Consider the following 15387-nt stretch of genomic DNA (forward strand, 5'->3'; position numbering starts at 1 on the left):
AAATTCATGAAATTGAATGAACAAATTCCTCGTCAAGTTGTTGAAGAATTAGATAAATATATTGTAGGACAATCACAAGCAAAACGTTCTGTAGCTATTGCACTTCGCAATAGATGGCGTAGCCGTCATCTTCCAGAAGATATGAGAGATGAAATTATTCCTAAAAATATCTTGATGATTGGTTCTACTGGTGTTGGTAAAACAGAAATTGCAAGACGTTTAGCAAAGCTTGTAAAAGCACCTTTTGTAAAAGTTGAAGCTACTAAATTTACTGAAGTAGGTTATGTAGGTAGAGATGTAGAATCCATGGTTAGAGATTTAGCTGAATCTGCTGTACGTATGTTAAAACAAGAAAAATTAGAACAAGTGCAAGATAAAGCTAAAGAAATGGCTCAAGAACGTATTTTAGATATTTATGTTCCAGAACCAAAATCCAGTGCTGTATCTAATCCACTCAGTGCTATCTTTGGTGGTGCAAATAAAGAAGAAGAAAGCACAGAAAAAGTGGAAGAACCAAAATATTCTGCTGGCAGAGAATGGTGCAGAAAACGCCTTTTAAAAGGTGAATTAGAAAATGATATTATTGAAATTGATGTTGAGCCAAAAGCAGCTCCTGTAATTGGTATGTTTGCAGGTTCTGGCATGGAAGACATGAGCAATAATATTCAGGATATGATTGGCAATTTAATGCCTAAAAAACGCAAAAAACGCAAAGTTACAGTTGCTCAAGCAAGAGAAATCTTCACTCAAGAAGAAGCCCAAAAATTATTGGATATGGAGTCTATTGCTCAAGAAGCTATTGAACTTGCAGAACGCAATGGTATCATTTTCTTAGATGAAATTGATAAGGTTGCAGTAAAAGGTTCTTCTTCTGGTCCTGATGTATCTCGTGAAGGTGTACAGCGTGATATCTTACCAATAGTTGAAGGCTCCACAGTATCCACAAAATATGGACAAATGAAAACAGACCATATTTTATTTATTGCAGCAGGTGCTTTCCATATGGCTAAGCCTTCTGATTTAATACCAGAACTTCAGGGTCGTTTCCCAATTCGTGTGGAATTGACTTCTTTAACTGAAGAAGATTTTAAACGTATTTTAACAGAACCAACAAATGCATTATTAAAACAATATAAAGCATTACTTGCTACAGAAGATGTTTCCATTGAATTTACTGATGATGCTATCGAAAGATTAGCTCAAGTAGCTTGTGAAGTAAATGAACAAATGGAAAATATTGGAGCAAGAAGACTTCATACAATTATGGAAAAATTATTAGAAGATTTATCTTTTGATGCACCAGAATTAGAAGAAAAAAATGTAGTAATTAATGCTGATTATGTAAATGAAAAACTTGGTGGAATCGTTAAAAATCGCGACTTAAGCCAGTTCATTTTGTAATTTGATAAATATTGTACAAAATTCAAAAAAATATAAAAATTTTCCTTTAAATTGACTTATAGATATGATAGAATAAAAAAAGGAAAGGTTTAACAGAAAATCAAAAGTTTTTCTGTGCAGGAAGGGGATAACAGATGGCAACATTACTTGAAAAAACAAGAAAAATAAATAAACTTTTACAAAAAGCAGAAGTGGTAGAATACGATAGCATTTCCCGTGTGCTTAGCAATGTTATAGAAGCAAATGTATATATTGTTAGCAAAACAGGGAAAATCTATGGATATGCCTTCCTTGATGATTTTGAATGTGATACAATGATTGACAAAATCGTAAGCCAAGGAGAATTTCCAAAACACTATGTTAATTGGCTCTTAAAAATGGATAGCACATCTTCTAATATTCCACAAAAAGAAATTTGTGCTTTTGATGATAATAGCGAATGTTTAGTAGAAGGCAAAATTACAACTATTGTACCTATTTATGGCGTTGGTGAACGTATTGGTACATTAGTATTAGCTAAATTTAATGAAGAATTCACAGACGATGATTTATTGTTGGCTGAATATGGTGCCACTGTTGTAGGTATGGAAATTTTACGTGATAATTCTCAAAAAATTGAAGTTGAAGCACGTAAAAAAGCTACTGTACAGATTGCTTTAGCAACACTTTCTTATTCTGAAATTGAAGCAGCTGTAAATATTTTAAGTGAATTAAATGGTACTGAAGGTTTACTCGTTGCATCTAAAATTGCTGACCGTGTAGGTATTACTCGTTCTGTAATTGTTAATGCACTTCGTAAATTTGAGTCCGCTGGTGTAATTGAATCTAAATCTCTTGGTATGAAAGGTACTTATATCAGAGTATTAAACGAACACTTATTAGATGAAATTCAAAAATTAAAAAGATAATAATCTTCAAGAACGATGTTGATAAAAACATCGTTCTTTTTATATGAAAGCATGATAATTTATTATTGTGTTTACAAAAAAATTATGATATAATGCTTAACGGTGTAAAAAACGCACACATTCCGATTTTGTACTGTGTCCTAGTTAGATATACCTTATTGGTACGCTGATAAGAATATCTAAAAGGGTTAAAACAAAGCTAAAGAATGTGGAGGAAAAAATAACAGGAGGTGCACCATCATGGCAGTTATTTCCATGAAACAATTATTAGAAGCAGGCGTTCATTTCGGTCATCAGACTAGACGTTGGAACCCTAAAATGGCTCCATACATTTTCACAGAACGCAATGGTATTTACATTATCGATTTACAGAAAACTGTAAAAAAAGTTGACGAAGCTTATGATTTCTTACGTAGCGTTGCTGAAGAAGGCAAAAGCATTCTTTTCGTAGGTACTAAAAAACAGGCTCAAGAAGCTGTTAAAGAAGAAGCTTTAAAATCCGGCATGTTCTATGTTAACGAAAGATGGCTCGGTGGTATGATGACTAACTTCGCTACTATCCGTAAAAGCATCAATCGTTTAAAAGAACTTGAAGCTATGGAAGAAGATGGAACTTTTGAAGTTCTTAGCAAAAAAGAAGTTCTTGCTTTAAAACGTGAACAAGAAAAACTTGAAAAATCTCTTGGCGGTATTAAAGACATGGAAGAATTACCAGGCGCTTTATTTATCGTTGATCCACGTAAAGAAAGAATTGCTGTAGCAGAAGCTAAAAAACTTAACATTCCAATCGTTGCAATCGTTGATACAAACTGCGATCCAGACGAAATTGACTATGTAATTCCTGGTAACGATGATGCTATCCGTGCTGTTAAACTTTTAACTTCCCGTATGGCTGACGCTGTTATCGAAGGTCGTCAAGGTGAAGCTGGCGAAGTAGTAGAAGTTGCTACTAGCGAAGACGCTGAATAATTTTAGTTAATTTTAAATTTATATAACAATTAAAAAGGTAAGGGCCCAAACCCTTGCCTTTTATTGACTAAGGAGGAAATATTAATGGCTATTACTGCAGCATTAGTAAAAGAATTACGTGAAAAAACTGGTGCAGGTATGATGGACTGTAAAAAAGCTCTTTCTGCAACTGACGGTGATATGGACAAAGCAATTGACTTTTTAAGAGAAAAAGGTCTTGCTTCCGCAGCTAAAAAAGCTGGTCGTGTAGCAGCTGAAGGTGTTGTAACATCTTATATTCATGCTGGTGGACGTATCGGTGTATTAGTAGAAGTTAACTGCGAAACTGACTTCGTTGCTGGTACTCCTGAATTCCAGGATTTCGCTCGTGATATTGCTATGCAGATTGCTGCTGCTAACCCAACTTGCGTACGTCGTGAAGAAGTAGATCCAGCAGCTATCGAACATGAACGTCAAGTTCTTCGTGAACAAGCTATTAATGAAGGCAAACCTGAAAAAATCGTTGAAAGAATGGTTGAAGGTCGTCTCGAAAAATATTATAAAGAAGTATGTCTTTTAGATCAGCCATACATTAAAGATGCAGATGTTACAATTTCTGACCTTGTAAAAGGCAAAATTGCTAAAATCGGTGAAAATATCTCCATTCGTCGTTTCGTAAGATATCAACTTGGTGAAGGTATTGAAAAGAAAGCTGATAACTTTGTAGAAGAAGTTATGGCAGCTGTTAAATAATTTCATTATGAAATACAAAGAGAGAACACTTCGGTGTTCTCTTTTTTGTAATAAGATAAAATTAGTATAAAAATTAGATATAGAAAAAAATTATAATGTCTACCGTTTGCCATAGATATATGATAAAATAAGAAAAGATATTATGCAGGTTGATAATTATAAGTTTTTATGGAGGTTTTATTGTGGCTGATATTAAATATAAACGTATAGTTTTCAAATTAAGTGGTGAATCTTTAGCTGGTGAACAGCGTTTTGGTATTAATCCAGAAGTTGTTGAATCTATCGCTAAACAAATTAAAAAGGTACGTGAGTATGGTATTGAAGTAGCTATCGTTGTTGGTGGCGGAAATATTTGGCGTGGTCTTGCTGGTAGCAATAAAGGTATGGATAGAGCTACAGCAGATTATATGGGTATGCTTGCTACAGTGATGAATGCCTTAGCACTTCAAGATGCTTTAGAAGGTATGGGCGTTGACAGCCGTGTTCAATCTGCTATTGAAATGCGTCAAGTTGCTGAACCTTATATTCGTCGTAAAGCAATTCGTCATTTAGAAAAAGGTAGAGTTGTTATTTTCGGTGCTGGTACAGGTAACCCTTATTTCTCCACAGATACAACTGCTGCTCTTCGTGCTGCTGAAATTGAAGCTGAAGTTATTTTAATGGGTAAAAAGAATACAGATGGTGTATATGATTCCGACCCTAATAAAAATCCTGAAGCTAAGAAATTTGATAGTCTTGAATATTTAGAAGTATTAAATCGTGGACTTGCAGTAATGGATTCTACGGCAACAAGTCTTTGCATGGATAATAAAATTCCTTTAGTAGTATTTAATATAGATAATCATGAAAATATTTTAAAAGCTGCTTTAGGCGAAAATATTGGAACAACTGTTGGAGGTAATGATTAATGATTAAAGAAGTAATAGCTAAAAATGAAGAGCGTATGAAAAAAACTTTAAGTGCAGCAAAATCTGAATTTGTTTCTCTTCGTGCAGGCCGTGCAACTCCTGCATTATTAGATAAAGTAATGGTAGAATATTACGGTTCTTTAGTACCAGTAAATCAGGTAGGTAATATCTCTGTTCCTGAACCTCGTATGATTTTAATTCAACCATGGGAAAAACCAATGCTTCATGAAATTGAAAAAGCGATTACAAGATCTGACCTTGGTCTTAGTCCAAATAATGATGGTACAGTAATTCGTTTAAATATACCTCAGCTCACTGAAGAACGTCGTACTGACCTTGTAAAAACATTGAATAAACGTGCAGAAGAATCTAAAGTATCTGTTCGTAATATTCGCCGTGATGCTAATGAAGCTATTAAAAAATTAGAAAAAGCAAAATCTATCACAGAAGATGATGCTAAAAAAGCTCAAGAAGATATTCAAAAAATTGTAGATAAATATATTAAAGAAATCGATATTGCTAGAGCGGAAAAAGAAAAAGAAATAATGGAAGTTTGATTGTATGGAATATTTAGGATTGCCAGCTGTTGAGGCTATAGAGCGATTAAATTCTAGAAATATAAAATTTAAAATGAACTATACTGTGCCAATGAGAGGCTATTTTAAAGTTGATGATAGTAAACTATATATTGTCAGAGTAAAAGTTTTAGATGATAATGTATTAGAGCTTACAGCTGCTGCCAAGATGCGAAAGGAGGTGTAATAGATGGCTTATAAAATTACTGATGATTGCATTTCTTGCGGTGCTTGCGCAGGTACTTGCCCTGTAGGCGCTATTTCTGAAGGTGAAAACCATTATGAAATTGATGCAGATATGTGTGTAGAATGTGGTGCATGTCAAGCTGGTTGTCCAGCAGGTGCTATTGAAGCATAATTGTTTTATTAGCAATAAGCACTGGAAAGGCCCCTCTAAAGAGGGGCTTATTTCTTATATTTTATGTGGAAGGGGCTTCTAGTATGCTCAAAAAAATATTTTCTTCTAAAAAAGAAAAAAGAGATATTTCTATAGATAAACAATTAGATTTAAATAAATTACCACAACATGTTGGTATAATTATGGATGGAAATGGTCGCTGGGCTACTGGAAAGGGTTTAATTAGAACATCTGGACATAAAGCTGGCGTGAAAACACTAAAAAAAATTCTTAAAACTTGTATAAAATATAATATACCTATTTTAACAGTATATGCATTTTCTACTGAAAATTGGAAAAGACCAATGACAGAAGTTAATTTTCTGATGAATTTATTTTCTAGTTTTTTAGCAGAACAAATTGATGAAATGTGTGAAGATAATGTACGTATTCACTTTATTGGAAGAGTTGATGAATTACCAGGCAATTTACCAAATGAATTACATGCAGCAGAAGAACGCACTAAAAATAATACTGGTGTAAGATTTAATGTTGCTGTAAATTATGGTGGTAGAGATGAGATTGTAACAGCAGTAAAAAATATAGCTAGTGAAGTACAATCAGGTGATTTATCTATTGATAAAATTGATGATAAAGTGATTGACGATAATTTATATACAAAAGATTTGCCACCTGTAGATTTAATGATTAGAACAAGTGGCGATATACGATTGAGTAATTTCTTATTATGGCAGGCAGCGTATGCCGAATTTTGGTTTACAAAGACAAATTGGCCAGATTTTTCTTCTGAAGAATTTCTTCAAGCAATTGTTGATTTTCAAAAGAGAGATAGAAGATTTGGTGGTTTGAGTAGCAAATAATTATATTTAGGGCGGTGGAAGATTTTGCTAACGCGAATTATCAGTGGAATTATTGGTATGATAATAGCTACAGGTGTAATTCAAATAGGGGGTTCATTATTTATAGCAGTTTCTATATTACTTGCTTGTCTTGCTTGGCGAGAATATGTAAATGCTTTTGCCCATAAGAATTATAATATACCATTGTTTTGGGGCTTATTGATTATTTGTTTTATGGTATTAAGTGGATATATGGCTAATAATATTGCATTTGGTATTGTAGTAGCTATATTTGTTTCCTTAATGAATATGATATTTAATCATAAGCATTTTTCTGTGTTAGATGGTTGTATTACTTTAGCAGGAACAATGTATATAGCTATTCCTTTTTATCATTTAATAATGCTTAGAATGATTGAGAATTCAACTATTTTAGCGACAAATAGTCTTTTAGGAGAATTTTCTGTAGGTTGTATTTTAATATGGCTTACTTTTATTGGTACATGGGCTAGTGATAGTTTTGCTTATTTTGTAGGTTGTAGTATAGGTAAACATCGTTTATGTCCAGAAATCAGTCCTAAAAAAAGCGTTGAAGGTTTTGTTGGCGGAATTTTAGGTTCAATGATATGTGTAGGTCTTTTAGGCAATTATTTTAATTTTGATATGATGATTATGTTATTAATGGGTGCATTGATAGCAATTATTGGTACATTTGGCGATTTAGTAGAGTCTTGTATTAAAAGATTTGTAGGTATCAAAGATTCAGGTACTTTAATTCCAGGTCATGGTGGCGTGTTAGATAGATTTGATAGTTTATTATTTACAGCACCGCTCGTTTATTATATAGCAATATTTTTATTAGATATTTAAGGTAAAGGATATAATATAATGAAAAAAATTGCAGTATTAGGTTCAACTGGTTCAATTGGAACTCAAACTTTAGATGTAGTTAGAAATCATAGTGATTTCTTGAAAATTGAAGTTTTAGCGGCTAATAATAATGATGAATTATTAGAACAGCAAATAAATGAATTTAAACCAGCTATGGCGATTTTGCATAATAAAGAAGCTTATGAAAAATTAAAAGCTCGTTATGTAGGAGAAACTAAATTATATTATGGAGAAGAAGGATTAATCGAAGGGGCTACTACAGATAAAATTGATACAGTAGTTACTTCATTAATGGGTTTTGCAGGTCTTCGTCCAACTATGAGAGCCATTGAAGCTGGTAAAAATATCGCACTAGCTAATAAGGAAACTTTAGTAGTAGCTGGTGATTTAGTTATGAAAAAAGCTCGTGAAAAACAGATTGAAATCATGCCGATTGATAGTGAACATGGAGCATTATTTCAATGTTTACATGGCGAAGATATGAATAAAGTTGACAAATTATTAGTTACTGCTTCTGGCGGTCCTTTTAGAGGTAAGAAAATAGAAGATTTAAAAAATGTTTCAGTAAAACAGTGCTTAAGTCATCCAACATGGAAAATGGGACGCAAGATTACTATTGATAGCGCATCTTTGATGAATAAAGGCTTAGAAGTAATTGAAGCAAAACAATTATATAATGTGGATTATGATAAAATTCAGGTAGTAGTTCACCCACAAAGTATTATTCATTCTATGGTGCAATATGTGGACGGATCAGTTATTGCTCAATTAGGTTCAACTGATATGAGACTTCCTATACAATATGCACTTACTTATCCAGAAAGAATGGTTTGTCCTGCTGAAAAATTAGATTTTTGGCAAATGAAAGATTTAACTTTTGAAAAGCCAGATACAGACACATTTAGAGGTCTTGCTTTAGCGTATGAAGCAGGAAAAATAGGCGGTTCTATGCCTTGTGTGATGAATGCTACCAATGAAATTGCTGTAGAAGCTTTCTTAAATGAAAAGATTAGTTTCTTAGATATTTATGATATAATAGAAGAAGCTATGCAATCTCATATAACTTTGATAGAACCAGAACTTGAAGATTTATTTGAAATTGATAGCAATATTCGTAAGCAAGTAAAGGAGAAGATTTATAAGTGTTAATCAGTGCAATTGCTATTGTATTTGTCTTTGGTTTGCTAGTATTGGTTCATGAATTTGGACATTTTATTACTGCAAAAAAAACTGGTATGCGTGTAGATGAATTTGCAATTGGTTTTGGTCCTAAATTAGTAAGTACAAAAAGAGGAGAAACAGTATATTCTATAAGAGCTATTCCTCTTGGTGGTTTTAATAAAATTGCAGGAATGGAAAAAGGCATGGATGAAGATGCAGGCGATAGAGCGTATTGGGCTCGTCCTGTATGGGCTAGAATGATTGTAATTTTAGCTGGTTCGATAATGAACTTTATTTTACCTTTTTTGATTTTTGCAGGAGTTTTTTTCTTTAATGGTATACAAACTCCATCAAATGCTCCAGTTTTAGGGCAAGTTATTTCTGGAGAAGCAGCAAGTCAAGCTGGCTTAAAAGATGGAGATAAAATTTTAAGCGTAAATGGAGAACAAATTACTTCATGGACAAATTTTGTACAGAAAGTGCAAAATGCTGATGGAAAAATTTTAAAAATAGAATTTATCCGTGATAATGAACAGATGGCTACTTCTGTTGTGCCAAAATATGATGAACAAGCTAAGCGTGCTTTGATTGGGGTAACTGCGCCAGTTGATGTAAAAAGTGTAGGTTTTGGTGAATCAATTGCTTTAGCATTTGCTACAGTAGTAAATATTATTTACCAAATGTATAGTGGTCTTATTGGCATGATAACAGGTAGTGTTAGTGCGGAATTATCTGGACCAGTGGGTGTAGCTCAAATGACTAGTCAAGCTGCACATTTAGGTTTAGTTCCATTATTACAATTTGCTGCATTATTGAGTTTGAACTTAGGAGTAATAAATTTATTGCCAATTCCTGCTTTAGATGGCGGACATTTTGTAGTCTTATTAGTAGAGGCAATTCGTGGTAAGGCTATTGAAGCTAAATATGTGAGAGTAGTGCAAATGGCTGGTATAATTTTATTATTATCCTTGATGTTCTTCGCTACAGCTCAAGATGTTGGTCGTTTATTTGGTTAAGAGTTAATAAATACAACATAAAAAGGTGTTGGATATAATGATAAAAAGAAAAATGACACGACAAATCAGTATTGGTGATGTGAAAATTGGTGGTGGTGCACCGATTTCTGTGCAATCTATGACTAATACTAAAACAACAGATACAAATGCTACAGTAGCACAGATAAAAGCATTAGTAGATGCTGGTTGTGATATTGTTCGTGTAGCTGTACCTGATATGTCAGCAGCTGAAAATATTTACAATATTAAAAGTCAAGTCGATGTACCTTTGGTTGCAGATATTCATTTTGATTATCGTCTAGCTTTAAAAGCTATAGAACAAGGTATAGATGCACTTCGTATTAATCCTGGGAATATTGGCGATGAAGAACGTGTAAAAGCAGTAGTCGAAGCTGCAAAAACAAGAAATATTCCTATACGTATAGGTGTTAATGCAGGTTCACTTGATAAAAAATTGTTGGCAAAATATGGTAAAGTAACAGCAGAAGCGTTAGTTGAAAGTGCTTTAGAGCATATAAGAATTCTAGAAAAATTAAATTTCTATGATATTAAAATTTCACTAAAAGCACATGATGTACCATTAACGCTAGATGCTTATCGTTTGATGAGTGAAACAGTGGACTATCCACTTCATTTAGGCATAACAGAAGCAGGCACTGTAAATACAGGAATTATTAAATCTGCTGTAGGTATAGGTGCTTTACTTGCTGAAGGCATAGGCGATACATTCCGCATTTCTTTGACTGGTGATCCTGTGAATGAAGTAAAAGTAGCAAATGAAATTTTAAAAGCATTAGGTCTTAAAGAATATGGACCTACACTTATTTCATGTCCTACTTGTGGTCGTTGTAATATTGATTTACCAAGTATTGCTGAAAAAGTAGAACAAAGATTGTCAGGAATAACAAAACCTATCAAAGTTGCTGTTATGGGTTGTGTTGTAAATGGCCCAGGTGAAGCCCGTGATGCTGATATTGGTATCGCTGGTGGAAAAGGTGAAGGATTAGTCTTCCGTAAAGGTGAAGTTATAAATAAAGTACCTGAAGATAAATTAGTAGATGCTTTATTTGAAGAATTAGATAAACTTATAAAATAAAAAAGAAGCTGTAATAAAATTTTAGTTTTTAATTTTATTACAGCTTTTTTAATGGCAAAGAAGATAATGAACATTTTTATTTTAGCTAAAGTATGATAGAATATATAAGTTAATTAATATTGAAAAGGGTTTTTCCCATATATTTTAGGAGGAATTTATAGTGCGTACATCTAAACTTTATGCGCCTACATTGCGTCAGACTCCAGCAGAAGCTGAAGTACCTAGTCATCAGCTAATGCTTAGAGCTGGTTTTATTCGTAAAGTAGCAGGTGGGGTTTATACATATTTGCCTCTTGCTTGGCGTACTTTACGCAAAATAGAACAAATTATTCGTGAAGAAATGGAAGCTAAAGACGGTCAAGAATTAGCTCTTCCAATTGTACAACCTGCTGAACTTTGGAAAGAAACTGGTCGTTGGGAAGTTTTTGGCGAAGAAATGTTCCGTTTAGTGGACAGACATAATCGTGAATTCTGCCTTGGACCAACACATGAAGAAATTATTACAGATTTAGTACGTAATGAAGTACGTTCTTATAAACAATTACCATTATTGTTATATCAAATTCAAAATAAATATCGTGATGAAATTCGTCCTCGTTTTGGTCTTATGCGTGGTCGTGAATTTATCATGAAAGATGCTTATTCTTTTGATAAAGATGAAGCAGGTCTTGATAAATCTTATAAAGATATGTATGATGCATATACAAATATCTTCAATCGTTGTGGTCTTACATTCCGCCCTGTAGAAGCTGATGGCGGTGCTATTGGTAATGCTACAACACATGAATTCACTGTATTAGCTGAAACAGGTGAATCTGATATCGTTTACTGTGAAAAATGCGATTATGCAGCAAACGCTGAAAAATCCGAATTAAAACCAATTGTTGCACCAGCTGAAGAAGAATTACCACTTGAAAAAGTAAATACTCCTGGTACAAAAACTATTGAAGCTGTAGCTGAATTTTTAAATACTCCAATTGAAAAAAATATCAAAGCTGTTATTTTCCAAAATGAAAAAGACCAAGTAATCTGTGCATTTGTTCGTGGAGACCATGAAGTAAATGATGTAAAATTACAAAATATTACAGGAGCAATCACATTAAAAATGGCAGAAGAGTCTGCTATTCGCGCTATTGGTGGTGTGCCTGGTTTCATGAGTCCAATCGGTCTTAGCAAAGATGCAATCGTGGTTGTTGATGCTACAGTAATGGAAATGCATAATGCTGTTTGCGGTGCAAATGAAGAAGATTGCCACTATAAAAATGCTAATCCAAAACGCGATTTCGGTGATGTAATCGTAGCTGATATTCGCCTTATTGCCCAAGGAGACCCATGTCCTCATTGTGGAGCACCAGTAAAAATGACTCATGGTATTGAAGTAGGACAAGTATTTAAACTTGGTATAAAATACAGTAAAGCACTTGGTGCTACTTTCCTTGATGAAAATGGTAGAGAAAAACCATTGATCATGGGTTGCTATGGTATCGGTGTTAGCCGTACAATGGCAGCTGCTATTGAACAATTCCATGATGATAATGGTATTATTTGGCCTGCATCTATTGCACCTTTTGAAGTGGTTATTGTACCTATCAACGCTAAAGATGAAGCTCAAATGCAGATTGCAGAAAAACTTTATGCTGATATGAAAAATGCTGGTATAGATGTACTTTTAGATGATAGAAAAGACAGAGCTGGCGTAAAATTTAAAGATGTTGATTTAATTGGCTATCCAGTACGTATTACTGTAAGCCCTAAACTTTTAGATGCTAATGAAGTAGAAATTAAAGTTCGCCGTGATGGTGCTACTTCTAATGTAAAAGTTGATGATTGTGCACAAACAGTAAAAGATATGCTTAAAAATCTATAATAAATTTTAAGTACGATATTATATAAAAAAGCACCTTAAAAGTTAGATTGTTTTTGACTTTTAAGGTGCTTTTGCTATTTTTATTATTTTTGAATTAATTTTGTTAAATAATCAGTTATTTCTTGCCAAAGATTAGGATTTGTATCTAGGACTTTACGTAATCGTTGAGGATATTTGCCATTTTTTTGATAAATTTCAATGATAAATTTTATAGCACAAATTAATTGTTCTTTATTTAAAGCAATATCAATATGTTGACCATATACAGGGCTATTTCCTAACAATCCACCGATATATATTTCAAATTTATGTGGATTTTTAAATGATGGCATTATGCCAATATCTTGAGATTTTGCTTTACCTAAGCTATTGATACAGCCAAACACACCAATTTTTAATTTTTTAGGTACGATTTGACCATAAAATAAATCATCTAATTCTGTTGCCAAAGCATGTACATCATATAAACCCTTAGTGCAAGTAGTACCTTTACAGCTGACGATAGCTCTAACTGTAGTCCCTGTACCACCTAAGCGCAGATTGTGTGCTTTTATTTCAGCTAACATGCTCTCAATATTATCTGGGGAAATTTGTTCAATTTCTATAGTACCTCTAGATGTGGCAGTAATTTTACCATTGCCATATGTTGACGCAATTTGAGCGATAGCTATTAATTCTTGAGCTGAAAATTCGCCACAATTACCTACAATTCTAGCTGTATAGAAATTATTTTTTTGATGGATTATACCTGCTGGTATCATTTTATTTCTCTTTTGTATTTACATATTGTTTAGTTTTTACCAATATTTACCCATTCAACAGCTTTAGAATATTTTTCAAGTTCAGGAATACTAAGTTCAATAGCACTATTTCTGCTACCACAAGCAGGATAGACTTTATCAAAGCGTTTTAAAGATTCATCAAGATATACTTTTACGCCATCTTTAGGAGCAAATGGACAAACTCCACCGATAGGAAAGCCTGTCATAGGTTCAACTTCATCAGCTTTGAGCATAGTAGCTTTTTTGTGAAATTTTTCTTTGAATTTATGATTATCAATTCGCATATCACCAGCCATAACTACAAGAACAGCATCTTCATTTAATTTAAAAGACATAGTTTTGGCAATATGAGCTTCTTGGCAATTTAAAGCTTTAGCAGCTTCAGTTACCGTAGCACTAGAAACAGGAAATTCCATAATTTTATCTTCCATATTAAATTGTTTGAAATATGATTTTACTTTTTCTATGGACATAAAGACAGCTCCTTTTAAAAATAAAAGCCACTAACAAAAGTCAGTGGCTTTATTTTATAATATATTATTTTGCTTCGATAGCAGCATTTAAATCTTCGATGAGTTTATCGATATCGATGCCATGAGCGCCTGCACCTTGTTCGATGTTTTCAAAGTGAGCAGCAGCACAACCGAGGCAACCCATACCAGCGTTTACGAATACTTCTACAGTTTCAGGATATTGGCTAACAACTTCCATAATACCCATTTCTTTAGTTATAGTCATGAAAAATATCTCCTTTATTTATGATTTATAGTGAAATTTGATAATTAATTTTATTCACATGGGAATTATATCATATTTTTTTTAGTTTTGGTATAAGTAAATAATATTTTTGTAAATAATCATAGAAAAATGATATGAATTTATTTTAAATTATTTTTAGTAAAGATTTTTCTCTGAATAGAAAAAAATACTATAAGTATATTTTATAAATATTATTTTTAGTGAAGAATAATAAAGATAGATAATTGATAAATTTTTTAGATAGCAGTACAATAAGACATTATAAAAAATAAAAAATGTGTTATGGGGATAAAGAGGGAGATTTTATGGAATTTGTAGCTTTTTATTTAGGTGATATCAATATTTACTGGTATGGCTTAATAATTGTCTTTGCATTATTAATAGGCTTAGGTATAAGTAAAATAATGTTTAAATTATATGGTGAAAAATTCAGCCCTATGTGGGATTTATTGATTTTTATAATTCCTGTGAGTTTGATATGTGCTAGAATTTTTTATGTAATTATACATTTAGATGCATATATGTCAAATATAGGTCAAATTTTTTGTATTTGGCAAGGTGGTCTATCTATTTATGGAGCATTATTGGGTTTTCTAGCAACAAGTATAGTTTTTTTGCGCAAATATGGTTATAATTTATGGTTGTGGTTTGATTTGATGATACCTTCAATTTTGTTTGGTTTGATTATTTTGCAATTGGCAAACTTTATGATGCAATTTTCATTGGGAACTCCGCTAGGTTTAGATATTCCTAATGACCATAGTTTAGCTGAATATGTAGAATATAGGTATCGTCCAACAGGCTTTGAAGCATACCAATATTTTCAGCCAGTAGCTTTATATCAGGCTTTTGCTTATAGTATAGTATTTATAATTTCTGTCTTGTGTTTACTTATAAATAGAAAATATAAATTTTTAGCTGAAGGCACAGTTTTTTTATTTAGTGTTATTTTGATGGCTATTATTAGATTTGGTATTGGCTTTATGTATTTTAGTGTTAATAAAGATATGTTATTATATCCAATGCAGTGGATAGCATTGACTGTAATGATAGCGACTGTATTTATATATATAGTAAAACGTTTTCAACATAATTGAGTGTTTATTTTAAGATGAAAGAGAGAAG

General features: G+C 32.7%; 18 protein-coding genes. 15 read left to right on the forward strand and 3 right to left on the reverse strand.

The genetic code is table 11. The features are described from left to right. The first annotated feature begins 6 nt into the window (after positions 1-6). The 14 genes from hslU (at position 7) to GXM21_RS04225 (ending at position 12721) form a co-directional block, all read left to right on the forward strand. Positions 7-1401: an ATP-dependent protease ATPase subunit HslU gene (hslU, locus tag GXM21_RS04160; protein WP_008538383.1), complete on the forward strand. Its 1395-nt coding sequence runs from the start codon at positions 7-9 to the stop codon at positions 1399-1401. 134 nt (positions 1402-1535) lie between these two features. Continuing rightward, complete coding sequence (codY, locus tag GXM21_RS04165) at positions 1536-2309, forward strand: GTP-sensing pleiotropic transcriptional regulator CodY (RefSeq protein ID WP_008538382.1); 774 nt, start codon at positions 1536-1538, stop codon at positions 2307-2309. 240 nt (positions 2310-2549) lie between these two features. Continuing rightward, positions 2550-3278 carry a 30S ribosomal protein S2 gene (gene rpsB / locus GXM21_RS04170; RefSeq protein ID WP_008538381.1) on the forward strand — a complete coding sequence of 243 codons (729 nt, stop codon included), beginning with the start codon at positions 2550-2552 and terminating at the stop codon, positions 3276-3278. Positions 3279-3362: 84 nt separating this feature from the next. After that, on the forward strand, positions 3363-4010 hold the full coding sequence (gene tsf, locus GXM21_RS04175) for a translation elongation factor Ts (protein WP_008538379.1): 648 nt from the start codon (positions 3363-3365) through the stop codon (positions 4008-4010). Positions 4011-4192: 182 nt separating this feature from the next. Next, on the forward strand, positions 4193-4918 hold the full coding sequence (gene pyrH / locus GXM21_RS04180; RefSeq protein WP_008538378.1) for a UMP kinase: 726 nt from the start codon (positions 4193-4195) through the stop codon (positions 4916-4918). After that, positions 4918-5475 carry a ribosome recycling factor gene (frr, locus tag GXM21_RS04185; protein ID WP_008538377.1) on the forward strand — a complete coding sequence of 186 codons (558 nt, stop codon included), beginning with the start codon at positions 4918-4920 and terminating at the stop codon, positions 5473-5475. The genes pyrH and frr overlap by 1 nt, the downstream gene beginning before the upstream one ends. Before the next feature lie 4 nt (positions 5476-5479). After that, on the forward strand, positions 5480-5680 hold the full coding sequence (locus GXM21_RS04190) for a hypothetical protein (RefSeq protein ID WP_008538376.1): 201 nt from the start codon (positions 5480-5482) through the stop codon (positions 5678-5680). A gap of 3 nt (positions 5681-5683) precedes the next feature. Further along, on the forward strand, positions 5684-5851 hold the full coding sequence (locus GXM21_RS04195) for a 4Fe-4S ferredoxin (RefSeq protein ID WP_008538375.1): 168 nt from the start codon (positions 5684-5686) through the stop codon (positions 5849-5851). An 83-nt stretch (positions 5852-5934) separates the two neighbouring features. Then, positions 5935-6711, forward strand: coding sequence for an undecaprenyl pyrophosphate synthase (locus tag GXM21_RS04200; protein WP_008538374.1), 777 nt, complete (start codon positions 5935-5937; stop codon positions 6709-6711). A gap of 24 nt (positions 6712-6735) precedes the next feature. Beyond that, the gene (locus GXM21_RS04205) at positions 6736-7560 is read left to right on the forward strand and encodes a phosphatidate cytidylyltransferase (RefSeq protein WP_008538373.1); all 825 of its coding nucleotides are present in this window, start codon (positions 6736-6738) and stop codon (positions 7558-7560) included. Positions 7561-7578: 18 nt separating this feature from the next. Then, positions 7579-8730, forward strand: a complete 1152-nt coding sequence (locus tag GXM21_RS04210; protein WP_008538372.1) for a 1-deoxy-D-xylulose-5-phosphate reductoisomerase — start codon at positions 7579-7581, stop codon at positions 8728-8730. Next, complete coding sequence (gene rseP, locus GXM21_RS04215) at positions 8724-9758, forward strand: RIP metalloprotease RseP (protein ID WP_008538371.1); 1035 nt, start codon at positions 8724-8726, stop codon at positions 9756-9758. The genes GXM21_RS04210 and rseP overlap by 7 nt, the downstream gene beginning before the upstream one ends. Positions 9759-9795: 37 nt before the next feature. Then, positions 9796-10854 carry a flavodoxin-dependent (E)-4-hydroxy-3-methylbut-2-enyl-diphosphate synthase gene (ispG, locus tag GXM21_RS04220; protein WP_008538370.1) on the forward strand — a complete coding sequence of 353 codons (1059 nt, stop codon included), beginning with the start codon at positions 9796-9798 and terminating at the stop codon, positions 10852-10854. A 160-nt stretch (positions 10855-11014) separates the two neighbouring features. Beyond that, entirely contained in the window at positions 11015-12721 is a 1707-nt protein-coding gene (locus GXM21_RS04225) for a proline--tRNA ligase (RefSeq protein WP_008538369.1), read from the forward strand. 83 nt (positions 12722-12804) lie between these two features. Here GXM21_RS04225 and GXM21_RS04230 read toward each other — a convergent pair whose 3' ends face one another. The 3 genes from GXM21_RS04230 to GXM21_RS04240 form a co-directional block, all read right to left on the reverse strand. Beyond that, positions 12805-13482, reverse strand: coding sequence for a ferredoxin-like domain-containing protein (locus GXM21_RS04230; protein WP_008538367.1), 678 nt, complete (start codon positions 13480-13482; stop codon positions 12805-12807). A gap of 29 nt (positions 13483-13511) precedes the next feature. Then, positions 13512-13976, reverse strand: coding sequence for a YbaK/EbsC family protein (locus tag GXM21_RS04235; protein ID WP_008538366.1), 465 nt, complete (start codon positions 13974-13976; stop codon positions 13512-13514). 64 nt (positions 13977-14040) lie between these two features. Further along, positions 14041-14241: a DUF1858 domain-containing protein gene (locus GXM21_RS04240; protein WP_008538365.1), complete on the reverse strand. Its 201-nt coding sequence runs from the start codon at positions 14239-14241 to the stop codon at positions 14041-14043. Between the two features lie 326 nt (positions 14242-14567). On the opposite strand from GXM21_RS04240, the gene GXM21_RS04245 reads away from it, so the two are divergent. Then, positions 14568-15359, forward strand: a complete 792-nt coding sequence (locus GXM21_RS04245; protein ID WP_008538364.1) for a prolipoprotein diacylglyceryl transferase — start codon at positions 14568-14570, stop codon at positions 15357-15359. Positions 15360-15387: the final 28 nt, after the last annotated feature.

It is taken from the genome of Megamonas funiformis, from assembly GCF_010669225.1.
Lineage (GTDB): Bacteria > Bacillota > Negativicutes > Selenomonadales > Selenomonadaceae > Megamonas > Megamonas funiformis.

Excerpts from the sequence above, each read along its gene's own strand:
- hslU (WP_008538383.1), top strand. The coding sequence starts at position 7 with ATGAAATTGAATGAACAAATTCCTCGTCAAGTTGTTGAAGAATTAGAT.
- codY (WP_008538382.1), top strand. The coding sequence starts at position 1,536 with ATGGCAACATTACTTGAAAAAACAAGAAAAATAAATAAACTTTTACAA.
- rpsB (WP_008538381.1), top strand. The coding sequence starts at position 2,550 with ATGGCAGTTATTTCCATGAAACAATTATTAGAAGCAGGCGTTCATTTC.
- tsf (WP_008538379.1), top strand. The coding sequence starts at position 3,363 with ATGGCTATTACTGCAGCATTAGTAAAAGAATTACGTGAAAAAACTGGT.
- frr (WP_008538377.1), top strand. The coding sequence starts at position 4,918 with ATGATTAAAGAAGTAATAGCTAAAAATGAAGAGCGTATGAAAAAAACT.
- GXM21_RS04190 (WP_008538376.1), top strand. The coding sequence starts at position 5,480 with ATGGAATATTTAGGATTGCCAGCTGTTGAGGCTATAGAGCGATTAAAT.
- GXM21_RS04195 (WP_008538375.1), top strand. The coding sequence starts at position 5,684 with ATGGCTTATAAAATTACTGATGATTGCATTTCTTGCGGTGCTTGCGCA.
- GXM21_RS04200 (WP_008538374.1), top strand. The coding sequence starts at position 5,935 with ATGCTCAAAAAAATATTTTCTTCTAAAAAAGAAAAAAGAGATATTTCT.
- GXM21_RS04210 (WP_008538372.1), top strand. The coding sequence starts at position 7,579 with ATGAAAAAAATTGCAGTATTAGGTTCAACTGGTTCAATTGGAACTCAA.
- ispG (WP_008538370.1), top strand. The coding sequence starts at position 9,796 with ATGATAAAAAGAAAAATGACACGACAAATCAGTATTGGTGATGTGAAA.
- GXM21_RS04230 (WP_008538367.1), bottom strand. The coding sequence starts at position 13,482 with ATGATACCAGCAGGTATAATCCATCAAAAAAATAATTTCTATACAGCT.
- GXM21_RS04235 (WP_008538366.1), bottom strand. The coding sequence starts at position 13,976 with ATGTCCATAGAAAAAGTAAAATCATATTTCAAACAATTTAATATGGAA.
- GXM21_RS04240 (WP_008538365.1), bottom strand. The coding sequence starts at position 14,241 with ATGACTATAACTAAAGAAATGGGTATTATGGAAGTTGTTAGCCAATAT.
- GXM21_RS04245 (WP_008538364.1), top strand. The coding sequence starts at position 14,568 with ATGGAATTTGTAGCTTTTTATTTAGGTGATATCAATATTTACTGGTAT.